The following is a 19,953-nucleotide window of genomic DNA, read 5'->3' on the forward strand; positions in this document are numbered from 1 at the left end:
TATATTTTATCTGAATATTCTAATATTAAATGTTAAATAAAAAGGTGATCTGCCATCTCTTATTAAAGATAAGAAGATAATTACTTATCTCCTCCTACTTAATGCCTGTTGGTATAGTAACACGAATATTCTGATAATGTAAATATAATTTTTATTCTAATAAAATAAAAACGCTTACATAAAAGGCGTTATCCTTATAGGAGTGGCTCTTTTTCACTGAATATTATTATTCTAATATTAATTGGTAGAATCTCCAAAGAAACTGAAATTCCCCCTCAAAAAAAAAGAGAATCCACTTAAACTGGAATCTCCTTTTGTAGCACTTAACCTATTCTTGTACCTGCTCTTGAAAGCCTTCTAATGTCGCAAAAGTTTCTCTAAGGAATTTATAAAATAATTTTTCTGTTGGCATTAATTCTCTTTCAGTAGGAATGATAACACCGACACCCCGAGTTACGGATGGTTCCTCTAGAGGCAACATGACAGTGCACCTGGGTAAACTATCAATTAAGGAGATCTCTGGTATAAGAGTGACACCAAGCCCTGCAGCTACCAATCCTTTAATAGCATCGGTATCTTTTCCTTCGAAAGCAACTTCTGGATCAAATCCGTTCAGCTTGCACGCTTTCATGACCAGATCGCGTAGAATATACCCTTTAGGGTAGACAATGAACGGATTTCCCTGTAATTCATTTAACTTTATGGATTTCTTCTTCGCCAAGGGATGGTTTTCCGATAAAAGAGCGACCAGCTGCTCAATGAATAACGTTTCTCCTTTTATCTTCTTTTCACTTGGCGGCAGCGGACCAATCAAGGCCATATTGATGTTTCCTTTTATTACGGAATCAATCAAGTAGCGATAGGAGCCTTGCTTTAATGTAAATTTAGCTTCAGGGTATACTTCCCTGAATTCGGAAATGACCTTTGGCAATATATAGGAAGCTAAACTACTGGGAAAGCCGATTCGAATCGTTCCCTTTTCCGGATCCAGGCTCTCAGCCATTTCCCGTTTTGCCCGTTCGATCATGTCGAATGCTTGTTGCATATGTATTAAAAATGTATTTCCTATAGGAGTCAGTTTAATTTTCCGTCCTTCACGGATAAATAACTGGACACCGAGCTCTTCTTCTAAGTTATATATTTGACGACTAACTGCAGATTGGGCTACATGCAACGCCACGGCCGCTTCTGTCATATGTTCTCGCTGTGCCACTTCAATGAAATATTCGATTTGTCTTAGTTCCAATGTTTGTTCCTTCTTTCATATCAAAACAGCATGTAATTTATCTAATATTCAGATTGTTTTCCTAGAATATAAATTATATCATGAAACTATCACATAAGAACCCATCGATAATCCTACTTACAATTCCTTACTAAATTACAAAAAAAGGGAGATAAAAGAAATGACGACTACCCAAGAGATCCAGAATGATGAACTGCAATTAGCCAGAGAATTCGTAAGCGAAGTATATGCAAAAGTAAAGGAGCGCAACCCTCACGAAAGTGAATTTCAACAAGCTGTAAAAGAAATCTTTCTATCATTGGTTCCGGTATTTGCGAAGCATCCCGAATATATGAAAAATGGAATACTGGAAAGAATCGTTGAGCCAGAAAGAATGATCACCTTCCGTGTTCCTTGGGTTGATGACCTTGGCAATGTACATGTGAACCGTGGTTTTCGCGTGCAATTCAACAACGCAATCGGACCCTACAAAGGTGGTCTGCGTTTCCATCCGACGGTAAATGCCAGCATCATCAAGTTTCTTGGATTCGAACAGATCTTTAAGAACTCTCTTACGGGACAACCTATCGGTGGAGGAAAAGGCGGAGCCGATTTCAATCCAAAAGGTAAATCCGACGCTGAAATTATGCGTTTCTGCCAAAGCTTCATGTCAGAACTGGGATTACATATCGGGCCAGATACAGATGTACCGGCCGGGGACATTGGTGTGGGTGCCAGAGAAATCGGGTATCTGTTCGGTCAATACAAAAAAATGCAGGGAAGCTATCATGCAGGCGTTTTAACTGGTAAAGGCATTAGTTATGGCGGAAGTCTAGCCCGTACGGAGGCGACCGGCTATGGAACGGTTTACTTCGTTGAAGAAATGCTAAAAGACAAAGGATTACAATTCAATGGCAGTACTGTCGTCGTATCGGGATCCGGTAACGTTTCCATCTATGCAATTGAAAAAGCGACACAGTTAGGTGCCAGGGTGGTCGCTTGCAGTGATTCCAATGGATACATATATGATAGAAATGGCCTGAACCTTGATACAATCAAACGTCTAAAAGAAGTGGAACGGAAACGTCTTTGTGAGTATGTTGATGTACATCCTGAAGCCGAATACAATGAAGGCAGTTACGGAATTTGGTCTATCCCATGCGACATTGCCCTTCCTTGTGCGACACAGAATGAAATTGATGAAGATGCAGCCAAACTGCTAATCAAAAATCATGTAAAAGCAGTCGGTGAAGGAGCTAATATGCCTTCTACCCTTGAAGCGATTGAATTATTCCTTAACCATGGTGTTCTCTTTGGACCGGCCAAGGCTGCCAATGCAGGTGGAGTGGCTGTTTCCGCCCTTGAAATGGCGCAAAACAGTGCTAGAATGCCTTGGACGTTTGAAGAAGTCGATGACAAATTGCATGCTATCATGAAAAACATTTACAAGAATAGCGTGGAAGCAGCTGAAGCCTATGGTGTTCCAGGCAACTTAGTTGCCGGAGCCAATATCGCAGGATTCCTTAAAGTAGCAGACGCAATGATGACTCAAGGAATACTTTAATAAATACTTAAAAGAAGGAGGCATCCCTTTTGGACGCCTATTCTTTTATTTCTGCAATCTGAAATATGAAACGGGTGCCGGTAAAATTCCGGCACCCGTTTTCATACACACTTTTATTTCTTAGTTACTAGCTTCAATGGGACAGAAATAGTATCATCCACTTTTTCACCTTTCAGGACTTTTTCAGCGGCATGAATCGCTTCTTCACCGATAAGGACCGGCTGTTGGGCAACCGTTGCTTGTAGTTCACCATTTTCAACCGCTTTTAATGCATCCTCATTTCCATCAAAGCCAACAACAATGACGTCTTTTCCAGCAGCTTTAATGGCCTCCACTGCTCCTAATGCCATTTCATCATTATGAGCAAATACCGCTTGTATGTCTTTTTTCCCTTGTAGGATGTTTTCCATAACGTTAAGGCCTTTTGTACGGTCAAATTCAGCCGTTTGGCTTGTCAGAACATCTAATTGCTTATCTGCGATGTTATGGAAGCCTTTCCCCCGTTCACGCGTTGCAGAAGCACCAGATACTCCTTCTAATTCTACAACTTTTGCCTTTTCTCCAAGTTGTTTAACAAGATATTCAGCCGCTGTCTCTCCTCCTGCTACGTTATCTGAAGCAATGAATGTTTCAATGTCGCCTTCTTCGGAAGAGCGGTCAATTGTTATAACAGGAATGCCAGCTTCATTAGCTGATTGAACAGCAGATGAAATTGCTGCTGAATCGGTGGGATTAATCAAAAGAACATCCACATTTTGAAGAATCAAATCTTCAATCCCGCTAATTTGCTTGGCTGTATCGTCTTGAGCATCGACCACTGATACTTTCATGCCCTTTGCTTTCGCTTCTTTCTCGATTCCATCTTTTAACGAAACGAAGAAAGGATTATTTAACGTAGAAATGCTGACTCCAACCTTCACATCTTTCATGGACTCTTTTACTTCTTTTTCATTATTACTGAACCTCGATTCCATTGAACATGCCGATAACACCACTAAAGTCATAATCAGGATTAACGAAAGGATTTTCTTCATATTGATACACCTCTACTTATGATTTTTTACGGTCAAGTAAAACCGCAACCAATATTACTGCACCTTTTACCACTTGCTGATAGAAAGAAGATACACCAAGTAAGTTCATTCCGTTGTTCAATGTTCCGATAATCAAGACACCGACTAGTGTGCCGAACATTCGTCCCTTACCTCCTGAAAGGCTTGTCCCGCCTAATACAACGGCAGCAATAGCATCCATTTCGTAGGATTGACCGGCAGTTGGCTGTGCTGAATTCAGGCGAGATGTTAATATAGCCCCCGCAAGAGCTGCCATTGTACCGGCAAGCCCATAAATGGCTACCTTGACACGATCCACTTTAATTCCGGATATAAGGGAAGCCTTTTCATTTCCACCTATTGCATATGTCTTACGTCCAAATGATGTTTTATGAAGCAAGATCCAAAGAATGATGAAAGCGATGACCATCACAACGGCCGGAACAGGAATTCCAAGGAAATATCCCCTGCCGAACAGTTGGAACATCAAGGAGTCACCAATACCGGTAATCGGTTTTCCATCTGTATACACGAGCGTTAATCCACGGAAAATGGTCATCGTTGCCAATGTGACAATAAATGGGGCCATTTTTCCTTTTGAGATAAGAATTCCATTAATTACACCCATTAGAGTACCTAATAGAACGCCTACTAATATGGCCAAAATAGGGTCCAAACCTGAGACCATCATCCCTGCCATAAGCGCACTAGACAGAGCCAGAATGGAGCCGACAGACAAATCAATTCCGCCTGTCAAAATGATAAAGGTCATTCCAAATGCAATCAGTGCATTAATGGAGGTTTGACGTAATAAATTCAAGATGTTATTCGGTTCCATGAATGATGGATTTAAAACGGTTATTACGATAAATAAAAGAATCAAAGCAAGTAGCGGGCCAAATTTCTGCCAGATTCCAGTTTTCCCTGCAGCCTCAAGTTTCATCCTAGTTTCCTCCTGTTGCCAATGCCATAATTTTTTCTTGTGTCGCTTCCTTCTTAAGCAGTTCCCCAGCAATTTTACCTTCGTGCACTACAAGTACTCTATCGCTCATTCCCACAATTTCAGGAAGCTCTGACGAAACCATAATAATGGCGATTCCCCGTTCTGTTAATTCATTCATCAATTCATATATTTCACGCTTCGCTCCAACATCGATTCCCCTTGTCGGCTCATCCATGATCAACACTTTAGGAGAAGTTCCAATCCATTTGGCAATGACCACTTTTTGTTGATTTCCTCCAGACAAGTTGCCAATGATGGATTCTGTGGAGGAGGTCTTTACGTGAAGACGCTTCACCATCATCTCTGCAAATTTTTTCTCATCACCTGTCTTTACGATGCCATTAGGGGCAAAGCTCTTTAGGTTTGGAAGACCGATATTTTCACGGATAGAAAAGTCCAGGATCAATCCTTCTTCTTTACGGTTTTCCGTGATGAAGGCTAAACCATGCCCCACTGCATCCGTTGGTTTCCGTATGGATACCTTTTTACCTTCTACTTCAATCTCTCCACTACCTATTTGATCGACTCCGAAAATGCCCCTCATGATTTCCGTTCTTCCAGCCCCCATTAAACCGGCTACACCTACAATTTCGCCCTGATGGACAGCAAAATGAACATCTTCATATAGACCCTTTTTCGTGAGTGCTTTGACTTCAAGTACTACTTCTCCGGGATTAGCTTCACGATGAGGAAAACGGTCCTCCAGCTCCCTGCCAACCATTTTTTGGACCACTTCGTCAAAGTTTGTATCGATGATTCTTTTTGTATCTACTGTTTTACCGTCACGCATGACTGTGATTCGGTCACAAATAGCAAAGATTTCTTCCATCCGATGAGATATATACACAAGAGATACGCCCTTTTTTATAAGTCCCTTCATCACTTCAAACAACTTCTCTATCTCCCGGTCGGTCAGGGCGGCAGTCGGTTCATCCATGATGATGACCTCAGCGTCCGTCATCAGCGCTTTAGCGATCTCAATCATCTGCTGTTCGCCAACCGAACAAAGACCGGCTTCCTTATCAAAAGGAAGTGAAATATTAAGCGTCTTGAAAATGTCAGTGGCTCTTGCTTTCATCTGTTTAGACTTCAAGACACCGAAAGCATTGACCATTTCCTTACCGATGAATAGATTTTCTAGCACCGTCATCTCCGGCCATATATTCAATTCTTGTCGGATAAAGGCCAACCCAGCTTTCTCAGCTTCCTTTGAGTCCTTGAAGGATATCTCTTTGCCATTGATCTTGATTGTGCCCTGGTCGTGTTTATGAAGCCCGGTCAAAATATTCATCAAAGTCGATTTTCCAGCTCCATTTTCCCCCATGAGCGCATGGACTTCCCCTGCCTCTAGAGAAAATTCAACGCCTTCCAATACCTTGTTCTGACCAAATGCCTTATAGATATTACTCATTTCAATATGCATACTTTTCACCTCATTTCGTTAAAAGAATACGCCTGATTGCAAAATGCAATTGGAATATGGCGTCGTTTCTCCGGTACGGATGACAGCTTTTGCTTGACGCGTCAATACTTTGAATTCCTCATGGGAAACATAGTCAATCGGTTCTCCGAATTGTTGTTCCATGAAAAGATGTTGCTCTGGATTTTTTTCTATTATTTCATTTGCCGCAATCACCTTTTCAATAACCATATCGTTGTGAACGGCACGAACGACATCTTGAAAAGAAGGTGTTCCTGGCGTTAATGCTAGATCTATTTTAGGTACTCCCGCAGGCACTGGCAGTCCAGCATCTCCAATGACGATAAAGTCTGTATGTCCTAGATCGACAAGCACTTTAGCAATTGAACTATTGATGATTCCATGACGCTTCATGATTCTAGACCCCTTTCGACTTCTTCCCTTGTCGGCATGCCACCTTGTGCACCAAACTTCGTCACGGATATAGAAGCAGCCCGGTTAGCGAAAAGCAGACATTCCTCAAAACTTTTTCCTTCTGCAACGGCAACAGCGAAAGCGGCATTAAATGTATCCCCGGCCCCTGTTGTATCGACGGCGTCCACCATGAAACTCGGGACGACCCGCTCTTGTTTCCCATCGAAATAACGCACCCCATCTTTACCTTCAGTGATAAACAATTTATTAGGGTACTCGGCCAGGACCTCACTGCGTTCCCTTCCATTAAAAAGAATTTCGAATTCGTGCTCATTCGGTGTAATGAAAGCCGAACGCTGAATAATATTATCGCTAATCTTACGTGCAGGTGCAGGGTTCAACAGTAGTTTTTTTCCGAGCTTTTCGCACAGTTCAGCAAGATACTCCACTGTTTCTTCTGGTATTTCTTGTTGGACCAGAACGATATCCGTTTCTTCTATGACTTTAATTGCTTTCTGAACATAATCTGGAGTGATAGAATCGTTAGCCCCTTTAACGACGATGATACTGTTATCTCCCTCTGCAAGCGTTATATGGGCTGTTCCGGATACTTCACCTGGAACCGGTTCCACATGATCTATAAGTACATGATTACTTTTTAGGTTTTCAAGGATGATCTCCCCATAGAAATCGTCTCCTACACAACCGATCATCGTTACCTCTGCACCTAAACGGGCTGCTGCAACCGCTTGGTTGGCTCCCTTTCCACCCGGTACTGTAACAAAGGAATCTCCCAGTACCGTTTCGCCTGCAATCGGGCGCTTCGGTGATGTTACTACTAAGTCCATAGAAGAACTTCCCACTACTGCTATTTTGATCATGACTTTTCTGCCTTCTTTCTTGTAGTTAGTCTTTCAACAAAAGAAACTGGAAGTTGTAGATGTGTTTCTTCAATTTCTTCATGATTGATCTTTTTAATTAATAACTCCGCTGCCTGCCGTCCCATCTCATAAGCTGGCTGTCGAATGGTCGATAATGGCGGATGCAACAAAGCTGTGAATGCGATATCATCGTACCCTACCAATTGGATGTCATCCGGTATTCGTTTTTCTCTTTTCAAGATTTCCTGCAGGACCGCTGCCGCAACAATATCATTGCAAGCAATGACCCCATCTGTATTTGGAAATCGAATGAAAAGATCTTTCGCACACATTTGGCCGCCTTGAATTGTAAGTGTCGAATCCACAACATGTACATTCACCTTGGACCGCTTCAACTCTTCCAACGCTGCTTCATACCGGTCATACACTGGTTTTATATCAACAGGACCTCTAATTAAAACGATTTCCTTACTGCCCCGATCAATCAGTACACGTGCTGCCAGTTGACCGCCTGCCCTTTGATCGGAATAGACCGCTGGTAGGTGCTCAACTGTACGGTCAAGCAAAACGACCGGGATTTGGAGGTTGCTAAAATTTTCATTTGCCGCCTCACTGGTAGAAGCAATCATTCCCACCACATTATTCTGCAAAAATGTATCTATATATTCTATTTCCTTATCTCTCTTCTCATCACTATTGCCGAATATTAACCGATATCCATAAAGTTGGAGGTAATCTTCTACCCCCCTTGCCATTTCAGGAAAAAAGGGGTTCGTAATGTCAGGTAAAATAAGGCCAATCAATTTTGATTTGCGTTTATAAAGGGATCTTGCCACTTCATTCGGTTTATAATTCAATTTTTCCACGGCAGACATGACCGCTTTTTTTGTATCTTCATGTGCGTATCCACTGTCATTTATCACCCTAGAAACCGTTGCTACGGAAAATCCTGATTCTTTCGCAACATCCCGAATAGTTGCCATATATTCACCTCAATGTGTTATCTGTAACCGCTTCCACATAGCTTAACATCATTTTATATGAACGGCAAGCCCTAATACTTTAGTATTTAATAGGTACATAGAATTAAAAAGCATAACACAATACATTATTTCAGGATAATTTTGATGAACATTGATTGCTTCGGTTATATTTCCTGAAGAAACTAGATTATTATGTTTCACCCTTTGCAGATAGCTGTTCTTCTCTAAAGTGTTTTCTCAAGCCAAGATTTATTGCATATCGACAAAAAATTACCTTGTTAATTTCATAGCCACCATGGGGGATTCGATTCAATTTAGGATTTGAATCCGTTTCTTAAGGATTATTTAAGCTTTCCCTTATAAGCTTTACGATGTTAAATAATCCAAAAAAAGGGGGGATTCCTATGAATGACTTGAAAGGTAGATGCGAGCTCAAACATGCAATCACCAAAGCAGATTGCTATCTCTTAAGAAATAATCTACAGAACTTCATGAAGCTCGACCCTCACGGAAAGGATGGCAAGTACGTAATTCGGAGTGTCTATTTCGATAACTTCGAAAATAAGATCATGCGGCAAAAAACGGAGGGTTTTTATCATCGAGATAAATTCCGTGCCCGGCTTTATGACTATAATACTGATTTCATTAATTTAGAAAAAAAGAGTAAGAGGGATAATTTAACGTATAAGCAGAAATGCAGGCTTTCGGCCGGAGAATATGAACAGATTCGTCATGGTGATGTCTATTGGATGGCCGAAGACCCTAGGGATCTAATTCGGGAACTATACATCCAAATGACGCTCTTTCAAATAAAGCCGACCACCGTCGTGGATTATGAAAGAGAAGTTTTCATCTACGAATATGGCAACGTTCGGGTGACGTTTGATAGTCATGTCAAAACAAGTTATCGTGATACCGATTTTCTTAACCCGGATCTAATTGTTGTAGATGCACTGGACCCTGATTACGTAATTTTGGAAGTGAAATACGATGAATTTTTGCCTGATGTCATCAAACATCTACTTTCTATTATCAAAACAAGAAAAACGGCTTTTTCAAAATATCAATTAAGCCGACGATACGGCTGATTCAACGAACTATATAACTTTGGAGGAATAGGAAATGGATACGAACACAAATACGACCAATTTTAATGATATTTTCAAATCTAGCTTTTTGGACAAAACAGAAAGCTTTTCCATTATTGACTCTCTCATAGGATTACTATTAGCCTTTGCCATCGGCTTGTTCATATATGTCATATATAAAAAGACCTTTTCAGGCGTCATGTACTCCCATAATTTCAACATTTCTCTAATCATCATGACAATGGCTACCGCTTTGGTCATCATGGGAATTTCAACTAACATCGTCATCTCATTAGGGATGGTCGGTGCTCTTTCCATCGTACGTTTCAGGACACCCATTAAAGATCCAATGGACTTGGTTTTTCTTTTTTGGGCAGCCGCTTCAGGGATATTATGTGGAGCTGGACTCATTCCACTCGTCATTATCGGTGCCATCTTAATTGGTATTGTCATGCTTGTGTTTGCAAATCGTCTGACTATAGAAAATCCTTATTTATTGATTGTCAGATTCTCGAATGCTGCCATTGAGAAACAGTTGGAAGAATTGGTTTCTGGTAAGGTGAAAAAACATTCTATTAAATCAAAATCCGTCATGCCTGACAATAACAATGAAGTCACATATGAAATTCGATTGAAAGATAATAATACGGAGTTCATTAATCAAGTCAAGGATATGGACAGTGTTCATTCTGCAATCATGCTAAGTTATGACGGCAACTTCACTGCCTAGGATAGATGAGCGGGGGAAGGAGCCCTATTATGTTAAAAACAAGATACGTTGTAGCATCGATTGGTTTATTGATAGTCATTTTCGTAGCCGTGATGTTTTTCCTTCCTACTCTTCAAATCGACAAAGCCACCCAAGGGAATACATATACAGAGACGGTATTTGACCAAAGTAAGGTGACAAAAGTCGATATAACAGTGGCTGATGATGATCTGGCTTCCATCCTGGAAAAGCCCTCTGAAAAGGAAATCGTGAACGCTGATGTGACCATCGATGGGGAAACCGTTAAGAATGTTGGGTTTCGAACCAAAGGGAACCTTTCCTTAAATTCTGTCGTTCAAATGGAAGATTCCGATCGATATAGCTGGAAGATTGACTTTGATTATTATCAGGAAGATCAGGATTTACATGGCCTGAAAAAATTAGCATTGAACAACAACTACAGTGATCCCACCTATATGAGGGAGTACCTTTCCTATTCACTCATGGAAAAGATGGGAATCGCGACTCCCGGTCATTCCTATATGTACGTGACAATTAACGGAAAGGAATGGGGTTTGTATTTAGGTGTCGAAGCCATTGAAGAAACATTTTTAGACACGAACTTCTCTGACAGCACTGGCGATCTTTATTATCCTGATGGCACGGGAAGTGATCTAAAATGGATCAGTAATGATATCGATGACTATACAGGAATAAACTTGAAAACAAACGAAAATTCTGATCAATCTGCCATGATTAAAATGCTCGATGTCATCAATAACGGAGGCGATTTGGAAGAAGTTTTGGATGTGGATGAAATGCTCCGCTACTTTGCGGCCAATACAGCTCTAGTCAACCTTGATCACTATCAAGGTATGTTGAAACATAATTACTACTTATACGAGGAGAACGGAATCTTTTCCATCTTGCCATGGGACTATAATATGTCATTCGGCGGCTTTTCTGGCGGCGGTGGCGGCCTAGGTGCAGACGTTGAAAGGGATACGAAAAAAGGACAAGATGCTGCCAATAATGATAATGATGCCAACGCAAAACTTCCTGATGGGGCACCGAATAGGAACGGTGGTGCTATGAGGGGGGGCATGAGTGCTAATTTCATGGATGAAAGCACCATTAATTTCAGTATTACAGAGCCTGTTATGGGTACAACACTTGAAGATCGACCTTTACTGAATGCCCTGCTTTCTAATGAAAATTACCGTGAAAAGTTCTATGAATATCTAAACGACATTGCCACGGAGTATTTCTCTGAAGAAAATATGACAGCGATGACGGAAGAAATATCTGCATTAATCACACCATATGTTGAAAAGGATCCGACTAAATTCTATACGATGGACGAATATACAGAAGCAACGTCCGGAGAAGAAACACTGGTTGATTTTGCTACGCAACGTGCCAACTCTATCTTAGCCCAACTTTCTGGAGATTTAGTTGTTAAAGCCGAAACCCAAAACGGTATGGGTACACCTCCTAACATGGGAGATGGTGAAAACGATGCGGACATGCAGCCCCCTAACTTAGGAAATGGAGAAAACGGTGCGGACATGCAACCTCCTAACATGGGAAATAAAGAAAACGGTGCGGACATGCTACCTCCTGACAGAGGTAATGGCGAAAATGGTGCGGACATGCAACCTCCTGACAGAGGTAATGGCGAAAACGGTGCGGACATGCAGCCCCCTAACTTAGGAAATGGAGAAAACGGTGCGGACATGCAACCTCCTGACATGGGAAATGGTGAAAACGGCACGGACTTACAGCCTCCTGACAGAGGTAATGGTGAAAACGGTGGGGCCATGCAGCCTCCCGGTATGAAAGAAAAAATGGATTCACAAGCAGGGGGTACCAGCAACTACTCCAAAGAAACCATCATTCTATCATCCGTACTCGTTTTATTGTTATTTGGCGCAATAGCGTTTGCCCATTATTTTAAACGAAGGGGTAGAAATGGATAACCCTTTAAAATTCCATTACAAAAGGTATCCTTAATTTGGGATACCTTTTGATTGTTTTATCCCTTAAACTACAGACGACGTATTATTCCTTTTAATAATCAAAGGATACTTTGCTCTTACCTTTCCTGAAGCCAATAAAGCTCGTCTCCTTCGATAGAATAAATAACTCTTTACCTATTTTTAAAAGGGAACCGAATAGTATATCCATTTATATTACAAAGTAGTAAAATAGTAGAAACATTCAATTATTTTGTTTAGGGCAAATTCTTTTGTTTACTGCTTCTGTATAAAGGGTAAAGATTTCCATTATTACTTTTCCGATCGTTCTATATTCGTCTTGTCAAAACGTTTCGGTGTCAGGGGGGGAAAAATGAAAAGAAATCATACGATGATGCAATTTTTCGAGTGGCATTTAGAATCAGACGGGAAACATTGGGAAAGATTGAAATATGCAGCCCTTAAGCTGAAAGATACAGGAATTGACTGTATTTGGCTGCCACCCGTTACAAAGGGCCAGTCCCTAGAGGATAATGGGTATGGCATTTATGATGGTTACGATTTGGGAGAGTTCAATCAAAAAGGTACCGTCCGTACTAAGTACGGCACAAAGGATGAGTTACATCAAGCGATTGCTGCCTGTCATAACTACGGATTAAGTGTATATATCGATCTAGTTATGAATCATAAGGCTGGAGCCGATGGAACTGAGAAATTCGAAGTCATTGAAGTCAATCCAGAGAATAGGATGGAAGATATATCAGAACCATTCGAGATAGAGGGATGGACAACATTCGATTTTCCTGGCCGTAATAACCAGTACTCCTCTTTTAAGTGGAACCATACTCATTTTAATGGAACGGACTATGATGCCAAACATGACAAAATGGGCGTTTATCGGATCACAGGAGAAAATAAGCATTGGAGTAAACATGTCATTGATGAATTTGGAAACTACGATTATTTGATGTTTGCAAATATTGATTATAGTCTTCCAGAAGTTCGTCAGGAAATGATTGCCTGGGGAAAATGGATGGTCGACACGTTGAAATGTGATGGTTTCCGGTTAGACGCTGTAAAGCATATAGATTATGAGTTCATCAATGAATTTCTGCAGGAACTTATCCCTTACACAAAAGAACATTTCTTCATGGTCGGTGAATTTTGGAAGGCTGACGTAAATGCCTGTCAGACTTTTTTAGACCAAACGAATCATGACCTCAACCTTTTCGATGTTTCCTTACATTATAAATTCCATGAAGCCTCAAAAGCAGAATCTGACTTCGATCTCTCAACCATCTTTGATAATACCCTCGTTACAACTAATCCGGCACAGGCCGTTACCTTTGTCGATAACCATGACTCTCAGCCCCATGAATCCCTTGAATCCTGGGTTAAGGATTGGTTTAAACCATCAGCATATGCCCTAATTCTGCTTAGACTTTGTGGTTATCCATGTGTCTTTTATGGAGATTATTATGGAATTGGCGGCCCTTCTCCGGTTCCCGGTAAAAAGGATATCATCGACCGGCTTTTGCATGCACGATATGAAAAAGCCTATGGCGAGCAAGAGGACTATTTCGACGATCCCCATACTATTGGCTGGGTTCGCCTAGGCGTAGAAGAGCTAGAGGGGTCGGGTTGTGCCGTTGTCGTCTCCAATAGCGATCAAAACAGTGAGAAAAGGATGTTCGTTGGGGAGCACCGCGCCGGTGAAATCTGGACCGACCTTACCTTCCATAGAGACAATCACATTACGATAGAAGAAGACGGGTATGCAACTTTCCCCGTTCATGGAAAAAGCGTATCCGTTTGGGCACTCGCTGAGTAAGGCCCATAAATAACAAAAGCAAAAACAGGGTGGAATCCTTATCCTCCTGTTTTTGCTTTTTTTCGACTTGAACGTAAAAATTCCCTCACTCCATTCCTAACTCATGGCAATCGTTTTTCCATCACCTGTAATCATGGTAAGATAAGGGAAAGGAGCTGAATAAAGCATGAAAAATAAGATTATTGAAAGATTTATTTCTTATGTAACGGTGGATACGCAGTCAAATGAGGAAGTTGCCACTTGTCCGTCCACGGTAGGACAGTTGGTATTGGCAAAACAATTGGTAGAGGAATTACAAGCTATCGGGATGGCCGAAGTAACGATGGATGAAAATGGATATGTCATGGCAACCTTACCTTCCAATACGGAAAAGCGGGTCCCGACAATCGGCTTTCTTGCACATGTGGATACGGCGACGGATTTTACAGGCAAAGATGTGAAGCCACAGATTGTTGAAGTGTACGATGGGAGAGACCTCCTTTTACATAAGCAATTGAATGTCGTCCTTTCGCCCAAAGACTTCCCTTCCCTTCATGATTATAAAGGTCACACATTGATCACGACGGATGGAACTACCCTTCTTGGCGCAGATAATAAGGCCGGCATAACGGAAATCATGACAGCCATGGATTATTTGATTCAACATCCGGAAATCAAACATGGAAAAATCCGCGTGGCCTTTACTCCTGATGAAGAGATTGGTAGAGGTCCCCACAAATTTGATGTAGAGGCCTTCAACGCTCAATTTGCTTATACCGTGGACGGTGGCCCGCTTGGTGAACTTGAATATGAGAGCTTTAACGCCGCATCTGCCAAAATTACCATCAAGGGAACGAACATCCACCCCGGGACAGCAAAAGGTAAAATGATCAACTCCGCTAAGATTGCCATGGAGTTGCATAGCAAACTACCTGTTGAAGAAGCACCGGAATCCACAGAAGGGTACGAGGGTTTTTATCATCTTCTCTCCATCCAGGGAGAGGTAGAAGAAACCAAACTTTCCTATATTATTCGGGATTTTGACAAACAGAAATTTCAGGACCGTAAAAAATTCATCATGCAAATCGTCGAGAAATTAAACGAAAAGTATGGAGAAGGACAAGTCATACTGGAATTGAATGACCAATACTTCAATATGAAAGAGAAAATAGAGCCGGTCAAAGAAATCGTCGACATCGCTTACGAAGCAATGGAAAGACTAGGGATTGAACCAAAAATTTCACCGATTCGCGGTGGTACAGATGGATCTCAGCTCTCTTACATGGGTCTGCCTACACCTAATATCTTTACGGGCGGTGAAAACTTCCACGGTAAATATGAATTCATCTCCGTAGATAATATGGAGAAAGCAACCAGCGTTATTGTTGGAATCGCTTCACTCTTTGAGGAAAAAGCTGAATAAATGTTTACCCACATGCAAAAACCCAGACTGCTTACTGTCTGGGTTTTTATATGTGAAGAAGTATTTATTTTATAGCGCTCGTGACCAATGGCGATGCTGAGCGATTGCCTCAACGAAACTAGTGGCAGATTTACCGTCTGTATCCGCAGCAATCATCACAACACCTGCTGTTGAATCACTGACAGATATTCCTATCTGGGCAAGAATATCAGTTGCTTCTTTCCCTACTCCAATTGCTTTAAAATGATTATAAGCTTCATCAACAAAGTGTTTAGCGTCTTTTACTGCTTTCAATTTCTCGATGCTTTCCTGGCCGCCCGCCACATACACGGCATCATATAGAACTGAATCTGCCGTCAAGAAGCTTTGAGTCACCTCTAGTTGTTGCCCTTCTGCACTCTTGATCATTCCACGATTTACACTGATGACTTCTGAAATGATTCCTGCTGTTTTAAACGCTCCAAGGACCTGATTCATTTCAGAACCGCTAAATCCATCAGCCGCCAATATGGCCACTTTTCGTGTTGCTGGTGTAATGATTTTATTTTGTTCTTGGCTTAAAGCTGGAGAAGTCAATGCCATTTTTGACTCGTTTTCATTGGTAGGAGGGTTCACACCGACTCCTTCTGCGATTTTTTTAGCCAATTCAACGTCGACATTGCTAAACATTTCAACGATTTGTTGTTGAATGTCTTTATTTTTTACTTTGCCCACTTCAAAATGGAAAGCTTGGATAATATGTTCTTTTTCCACATCCGTCATGCTATTCCAGAATAGTTTTGCCTGGCTGTAGTAGTCTTTAAAGCTTTCACTACGCTGGCGCACTTTCCGGCCATCGACTTTTTCTTGATAATGAGCATATCCACCTTCCGCTTCTGAAGCTGGTTCAGGAGAGTTATTAGCAATCCCATTTTTATGATAGCTGACTTTCCCCTGGTTGATGGCCATACGATGCATGCCATCACGTTGATTATTGTTAACCGGAGCTACCGAACGGTTAATTGGGAGCTCGTGGAAATTCGGTCCACCCAATCGTGACAGTTGAGTATCCGTATACGAGAATAATCGTCCTTGAAGTAACGGATCATTGGAGAAGTCAATACCAGGGACGACATGTCCAGGATGGAAGGCGATTTGCTCCGTCTCGGCAAAGAAGTTATCTGTATTCTGATTCAATACCATTTTCCCGATAATTTTCACCGGTATCTGTTCTTCCGGCCATAGTTTTGTAGGATCCAGGATATCGAAGTCGAAGTTGAATTCATCTTCTTCCTTAATCATTTGCACGCCAAATTCAAATTCAGGATAATTCCCCATTTCAATGGCTTCCCACAAATCTTGGCGGTGGAAATCAGAATTTTTCCCAGCAATTTTTTGTGCCTCATCCCAAACAAGGGATTTTACTCCAAGAACCGGTTTCCAATGGAATTTGACGAAATGAGAAACACCTTCTTCATTCACGAAACGGAAGGTATGGACGCCGAATCCTTCCATCATGCGAAAACTTCTAGGAATGGCTCTATCCGACAAATGCCACATGACCATGTGGGCCGTTTCTTCATTGTTGGCAACAAAGTCCCAAAAAGTATCATGGGCTGATGCAGCCTGGGGAATTTCATTATGAGGTTCCGGTTTAACCGCATGGATTAAATCCGGGAATTTGATGGCATCTTGAATGAAAAATACTGGGATATTATTCCCCACCAAGTCATAGTTTCCCTCTTCGGTATAGAACTTCGTTGAAAATCCACGGACATCTCGGACCGAATCAGCTGAACCGCGGGAACCCGCTACAGTCGAGTAACGTACAAATACCGGTGTCTTAACAGAAGGGTCTTGTAAAAACTTCGCCTTTGTAAATTCCGTCATCGGTTCATAGACCTGGAAGTAACCATGTGCACCTGATCCACGTGCATGTACAATTCGCTCAGGAATACGCTCGTGGTCGAAATGAGTCATCTTTTCACGGAAATGAAAGTCCTCCATCAACGTAGGACCACGATCGCCCGCTGTCAAAGACTGCTCATCTTCAGAAACCCGTAAACCTTGATTGGTTGTCATCTTTTTCCCGGTATCGTCCACTCTATATTGTTCCAACTGTTGGTTCTTGCTTTGTTCGTTTTCTTTTGTCATCCTTGTTATTCCCTCCCGCTTTATCAAAAAAGTCCTTTTCCTGATGTATATATACTGATAGTTTTCTTATTCTTTTAATACCACCCTATTTGGGTGGATAAACAGAATTCGTCAAAAGTTTCAAATGTCATGGAATCGTTTCTCTTTCTCTTCTAAAACGACGGGTTTTGGAGCTCGCGAGAAAAAATTCCCATAAAAAAATAGCTACGGAGAATGTTCTCCATAGCCATTCATTTTAAATTTTTTTATACTTCACCTTCCGCAAGCCAAGGAAAGAATCCATCCAGAAATCTCTCGGTTGCAGGCATGAAATACGAGCCATAGTGATAATCGGGATCAAGCGTCATGATTACCCAAGTACCTTTCGTACTGACTTTATCAATGTATAAGACCGCTCCTCCATCTTCTGTTGAAACCAGAATATCGGTGCCTTCCGGAGGCCAATAAACGCCGTGTTGATGCCATGTTGCATCGGCAAGTGTCAAATAACGGCTGAATAAATCATGATCAGGTCGTTGGAGCACTAAACCACTTTTGGCATCCTCCTCAAGCCACCACCAAAAGTTCGTTTCTCTGAACTCCCAATTATGTCCCGGAAGCCATTCGTTTAGCTGCGGGCCAAAAGATACGATAATCCCTCCCTTATCGGCAAAATCCATCACTTTTTTCATGGACTTCATGAGAAGACCCATATGCAGCTGAGATGGAAGCAAAAGCACATCGAATTCATCTATTGACGTTTTCTCTAAATCGGGCAGGTAAATCAGTTTCTCAATATACTTATTATATTTCGGTTCAGTATATGTCCGGTGGTGTTGGGAACTTCCTCCGTCGATGACTGCTATTTTTCTCATCCCATTTCACCTCTCTCCTGAAGCTTTGAATATTCGTCCTGAACCCACTGTATAAGTTGTGGGCCAATACGTTTTTTCGTTCCTCTTGCATTCATCGAACCAAATAGATCATTCCCTACATGCACCAAAATAGTGCCCTTTGTACTCTTCCTGTCTATATACGTAATTGGTTCGCCGCCCGGTAATGTCAGTAAAACTTCTGCACCTTCAGGAATGGGATGGTGGCCTCTGGCAAAGAATCCGGAAACTCCTTTGTTATAAGTCATATCATCTTCCTCTACTCCGTCAAAAATTGGGTGATAATGATCGACTGAGACCTCATAGTCCTTGTAACTATGAATCGTTTTTGGGATGAAAGGGGAGCCGCCTGGCAACCAATCCAAATATAAATTCCCACTAAAAACAAGAACCTTTTTATCGTTTAGAAAATCCCGAATGATACCTTTATGCTTAAATAAGAATTTCTGATCGATCAATCCCTGAATAACCAAGCATTTATAAGGTTTTAAGTCTATATTGGGCAATTCATAAGTATCGATAAAAGTAAAGACATTCTGAATTCGTGTATCATTTACTCTTGCCTTCCCGAAATAACTTCCTGAATCGAGCATCAGAAAGTCCGTTTTATTCTCATTCACTTTTTTTCCTCCTTCATGTTGCTGAAAAAGATATACTATAATAATACTTTCAATTTATCATCATTGATAATCATTATCAATGGGAAGTGTTTTTTCTTTTTATAAATAACCCCAAATGCAGATAATCTTTATTATCTACTCGAATCAACCTATTCATTTATTGTTTAGCTATTAATTATTTCTACTTTTTAGAAAGATAATAATTTGATATAGGGAGCCAAGAAAAAGAGGTTCCTCCCCTTTGGAAGAAACCTCTGACCTGTTATTTAGCTACATCAAGCGTTTACAAACCTTTGCTACTTTCTTTACGATTCCACTTGAGTAGTTTTGGATCTTTAATTTTCATTTCCTTCTTATTCTCCCAATCCTCTTCCGTTCCGTCAGCCTCATATTCCTCGATTCCTTCAATCAGCCACTTCTTCTTATCCGCATTATAAATCATCGAGAAATCACGTACGGCTTTATATGAAAGGTCTTCCATCTTCTTTTGATTTTTCAATTTCATTTTGCTGTTATAGGAAACGACAGCTACCGCTTCCACTCTCCACTGGTCATCAAAATAACTGACATCTAGATCATCGAGGTTAATGGCTGCCCCCAAATATTGTGAATGCACTTCATCGACATAATTTTTGACCTGTTCGAAGTTTTCAGCTGCGATAGAGGTATCATCTTTAATGTTATCCGAAACATTGGTAAGTTTCTTAGTATCGAAACTACTCGTTTCAAATACAGCCCAGTCATGGTTGAAAACATCGACAGCCGACATGACCGATTTTT

17 protein-coding genes are annotated in these 19,953 nt (G+C 41.2%); 6 read left to right on the forward strand and 11 right to left on the reverse strand.

Annotated elements, in window-relative coordinates; all coding sequences use genetic code 11:
• Window positions 1-328: 328 nt before the first annotated feature.
• Window positions 329-1,246: a LysR family transcriptional regulator gene (locus ACQKL5_RS17535; protein ID WP_427610181.1), complete on the reverse strand. Its 918-nt coding sequence runs from the start codon at window positions 1,244-1,246 to the stop codon at window positions 329-331.
• 160 nt (window positions 1,247-1,406) lie between these two features.
• Here ACQKL5_RS17535 and gdhA point away from each other — a divergent pair, with 160 nt between their 5' ends.
• Entirely contained in the window at window positions 1,407-2,789 is a 1,383-nt protein-coding gene (gene gdhA / locus ACQKL5_RS17540) for an NADP-specific glutamate dehydrogenase (RefSeq protein ID WP_427610182.1), read from the forward strand.
• Window positions 2,790-2,902: 113 nt separating this feature from the next.
• Here the strand turns inward: gdhA and rbsB are convergent, their stop codons facing one another.
• The 6 genes from rbsB to ACQKL5_RS17570 are packed head-to-tail and all read right to left on the reverse strand — an operon-like array spanning window position 2,903 to window position 8,542.
• Window positions 2,903-3,823, reverse strand: coding sequence for a ribose ABC transporter substrate-binding protein RbsB (gene rbsB / locus ACQKL5_RS17545; RefSeq protein WP_427610183.1), 921 nt, complete (start codon window positions 3,821-3,823; stop codon window positions 2,903-2,905).
• Between the two features lie 16 nt (window positions 3,824-3,839).
• The gene (locus ACQKL5_RS17550; protein ID WP_427610184.1) at window positions 3,840-4,784 is read right to left on the reverse strand and encodes an ABC transporter permease; all 945 of its coding nucleotides are present in this window, start codon (window positions 4,782-4,784) and stop codon (window positions 3,840-3,842) included.
• A gap of 1 nt (window position 4,785) precedes the next feature.
• On the reverse strand, window positions 4,786-6,267 hold the full coding sequence (locus ACQKL5_RS17555) for a sugar ABC transporter ATP-binding protein (protein ID WP_427610185.1): 1,482 nt from the start codon (window positions 6,265-6,267) through the stop codon (window positions 4,786-4,788).
• A gap of 18 nt (window positions 6,268-6,285) precedes the next feature.
• Window positions 6,286-6,678: a D-ribose pyranase gene (gene rbsD, locus ACQKL5_RS17560; protein ID WP_427610186.1), complete on the reverse strand. Its 393-nt coding sequence runs from the start codon at window positions 6,676-6,678 to the stop codon at window positions 6,286-6,288.
• Window positions 6,675-7,559, reverse strand: coding sequence for a ribokinase (gene rbsK, locus ACQKL5_RS17565; protein ID WP_427610187.1), 885 nt, complete (start codon window positions 7,557-7,559; stop codon window positions 6,675-6,677). Before rbsK ends, rbsD begins: the two co-directional genes overlap by 4 nt.
• Window positions 7,556-8,542: a LacI family DNA-binding transcriptional regulator gene (locus ACQKL5_RS17570; protein ID WP_427610188.1), complete on the reverse strand. Its 987-nt coding sequence runs from the start codon at window positions 8,540-8,542 to the stop codon at window positions 7,556-7,558. The genes rbsK and ACQKL5_RS17570 overlap by 4 nt, the downstream gene beginning before the upstream one ends.
• Before the next feature lie 404 nt (window positions 8,543-8,946).
• Here ACQKL5_RS17570 and ACQKL5_RS17575 point away from each other — a divergent pair, with 404 nt between their 5' ends.
• The 5 genes from ACQKL5_RS17575 (at window position 8,947) to pepT (ending at window position 15,548) form a co-directional block, all read left to right on the forward strand.
• Window positions 8,947-9,630 carry a polyphosphate polymerase domain-containing protein gene (locus tag ACQKL5_RS17575; protein ID WP_427610189.1) on the forward strand — a complete coding sequence of 228 codons (684 nt, stop codon included), beginning with the start codon at window positions 8,947-8,949 and terminating at the stop codon, window positions 9,628-9,630.
• Window positions 9,631-9,664: 34 nt separating this feature from the next.
• On the forward strand, window positions 9,665-10,360 hold the full coding sequence (locus ACQKL5_RS17580) for a DUF4956 domain-containing protein (protein WP_427610190.1): 696 nt from the start codon (window positions 9,665-9,667) through the stop codon (window positions 10,358-10,360).
• A 29-nt stretch (window positions 10,361-10,389) separates the two neighbouring features.
• Window positions 10,390-12,318 (forward strand): CotH kinase family protein, encoded by a 1,929-nt coding sequence (locus ACQKL5_RS17585; protein WP_427610191.1) that lies wholly within the window; start codon window positions 10,390-10,392, stop codon window positions 12,316-12,318.
• A gap of 370 nt (window positions 12,319-12,688) precedes the next feature.
• Window positions 12,689-14,146 (forward strand): alpha-amylase, encoded by a 1,458-nt coding sequence (locus tag ACQKL5_RS17590; protein WP_427610192.1) that lies wholly within the window; start codon window positions 12,689-12,691, stop codon window positions 14,144-14,146.
• 166 nt (window positions 14,147-14,312) lie between these two features.
• On the forward strand, window positions 14,313-15,548 hold the full coding sequence (pepT, locus tag ACQKL5_RS17595) for a peptidase T (protein ID WP_427610193.1): 1,236 nt from the start codon (window positions 14,313-14,315) through the stop codon (window positions 15,546-15,548).
• A 69-nt stretch (window positions 15,549-15,617) separates the two neighbouring features.
• Here pepT and ACQKL5_RS17600 read toward each other — a convergent pair whose 3' ends face one another.
• The 4 genes from ACQKL5_RS17600 to ACQKL5_RS17615 form a co-directional block, all read right to left on the reverse strand.
• Window positions 15,618-17,681 (reverse strand): catalase, encoded by a 2,064-nt coding sequence (locus tag ACQKL5_RS17600; protein WP_427610194.1) that lies wholly within the window; start codon window positions 17,679-17,681, stop codon window positions 15,618-15,620.
• Between the two features lie 245 nt (window positions 17,682-17,926).
• Window positions 17,927-18,535 (reverse strand): hypothetical protein, encoded by a 609-nt coding sequence (locus ACQKL5_RS17605; protein WP_427610195.1) that lies wholly within the window; start codon window positions 18,533-18,535, stop codon window positions 17,927-17,929.
• Window positions 18,532-19,173 (reverse strand): phosphate starvation-inducible protein PhoH, encoded by a 642-nt coding sequence (locus ACQKL5_RS17610; RefSeq protein WP_427610196.1) that lies wholly within the window; start codon window positions 19,171-19,173, stop codon window positions 18,532-18,534. Before ACQKL5_RS17610 ends, ACQKL5_RS17605 begins: the two co-directional genes overlap by 4 nt.
• A 283-nt stretch (window positions 19,174-19,456) precedes the next feature.
• Window positions 19,457-19,942 carry a hypothetical protein gene (locus ACQKL5_RS17615; RefSeq protein WP_427610197.1) on the reverse strand — a complete coding sequence of 162 codons (486 nt, stop codon included), beginning with the start codon at window positions 19,940-19,942 and terminating at the stop codon, window positions 19,457-19,459.
• Window positions 19,943-19,953: the final 11 nt, after the last annotated feature.

Source organism: Peribacillus sp. NPDC097675, assembly GCF_050277655.1.
In the GTDB taxonomy this organism is placed as follows: Bacteria; Bacillota; Bacilli; order Bacillales; family DSM-1321; genus Peribacillus.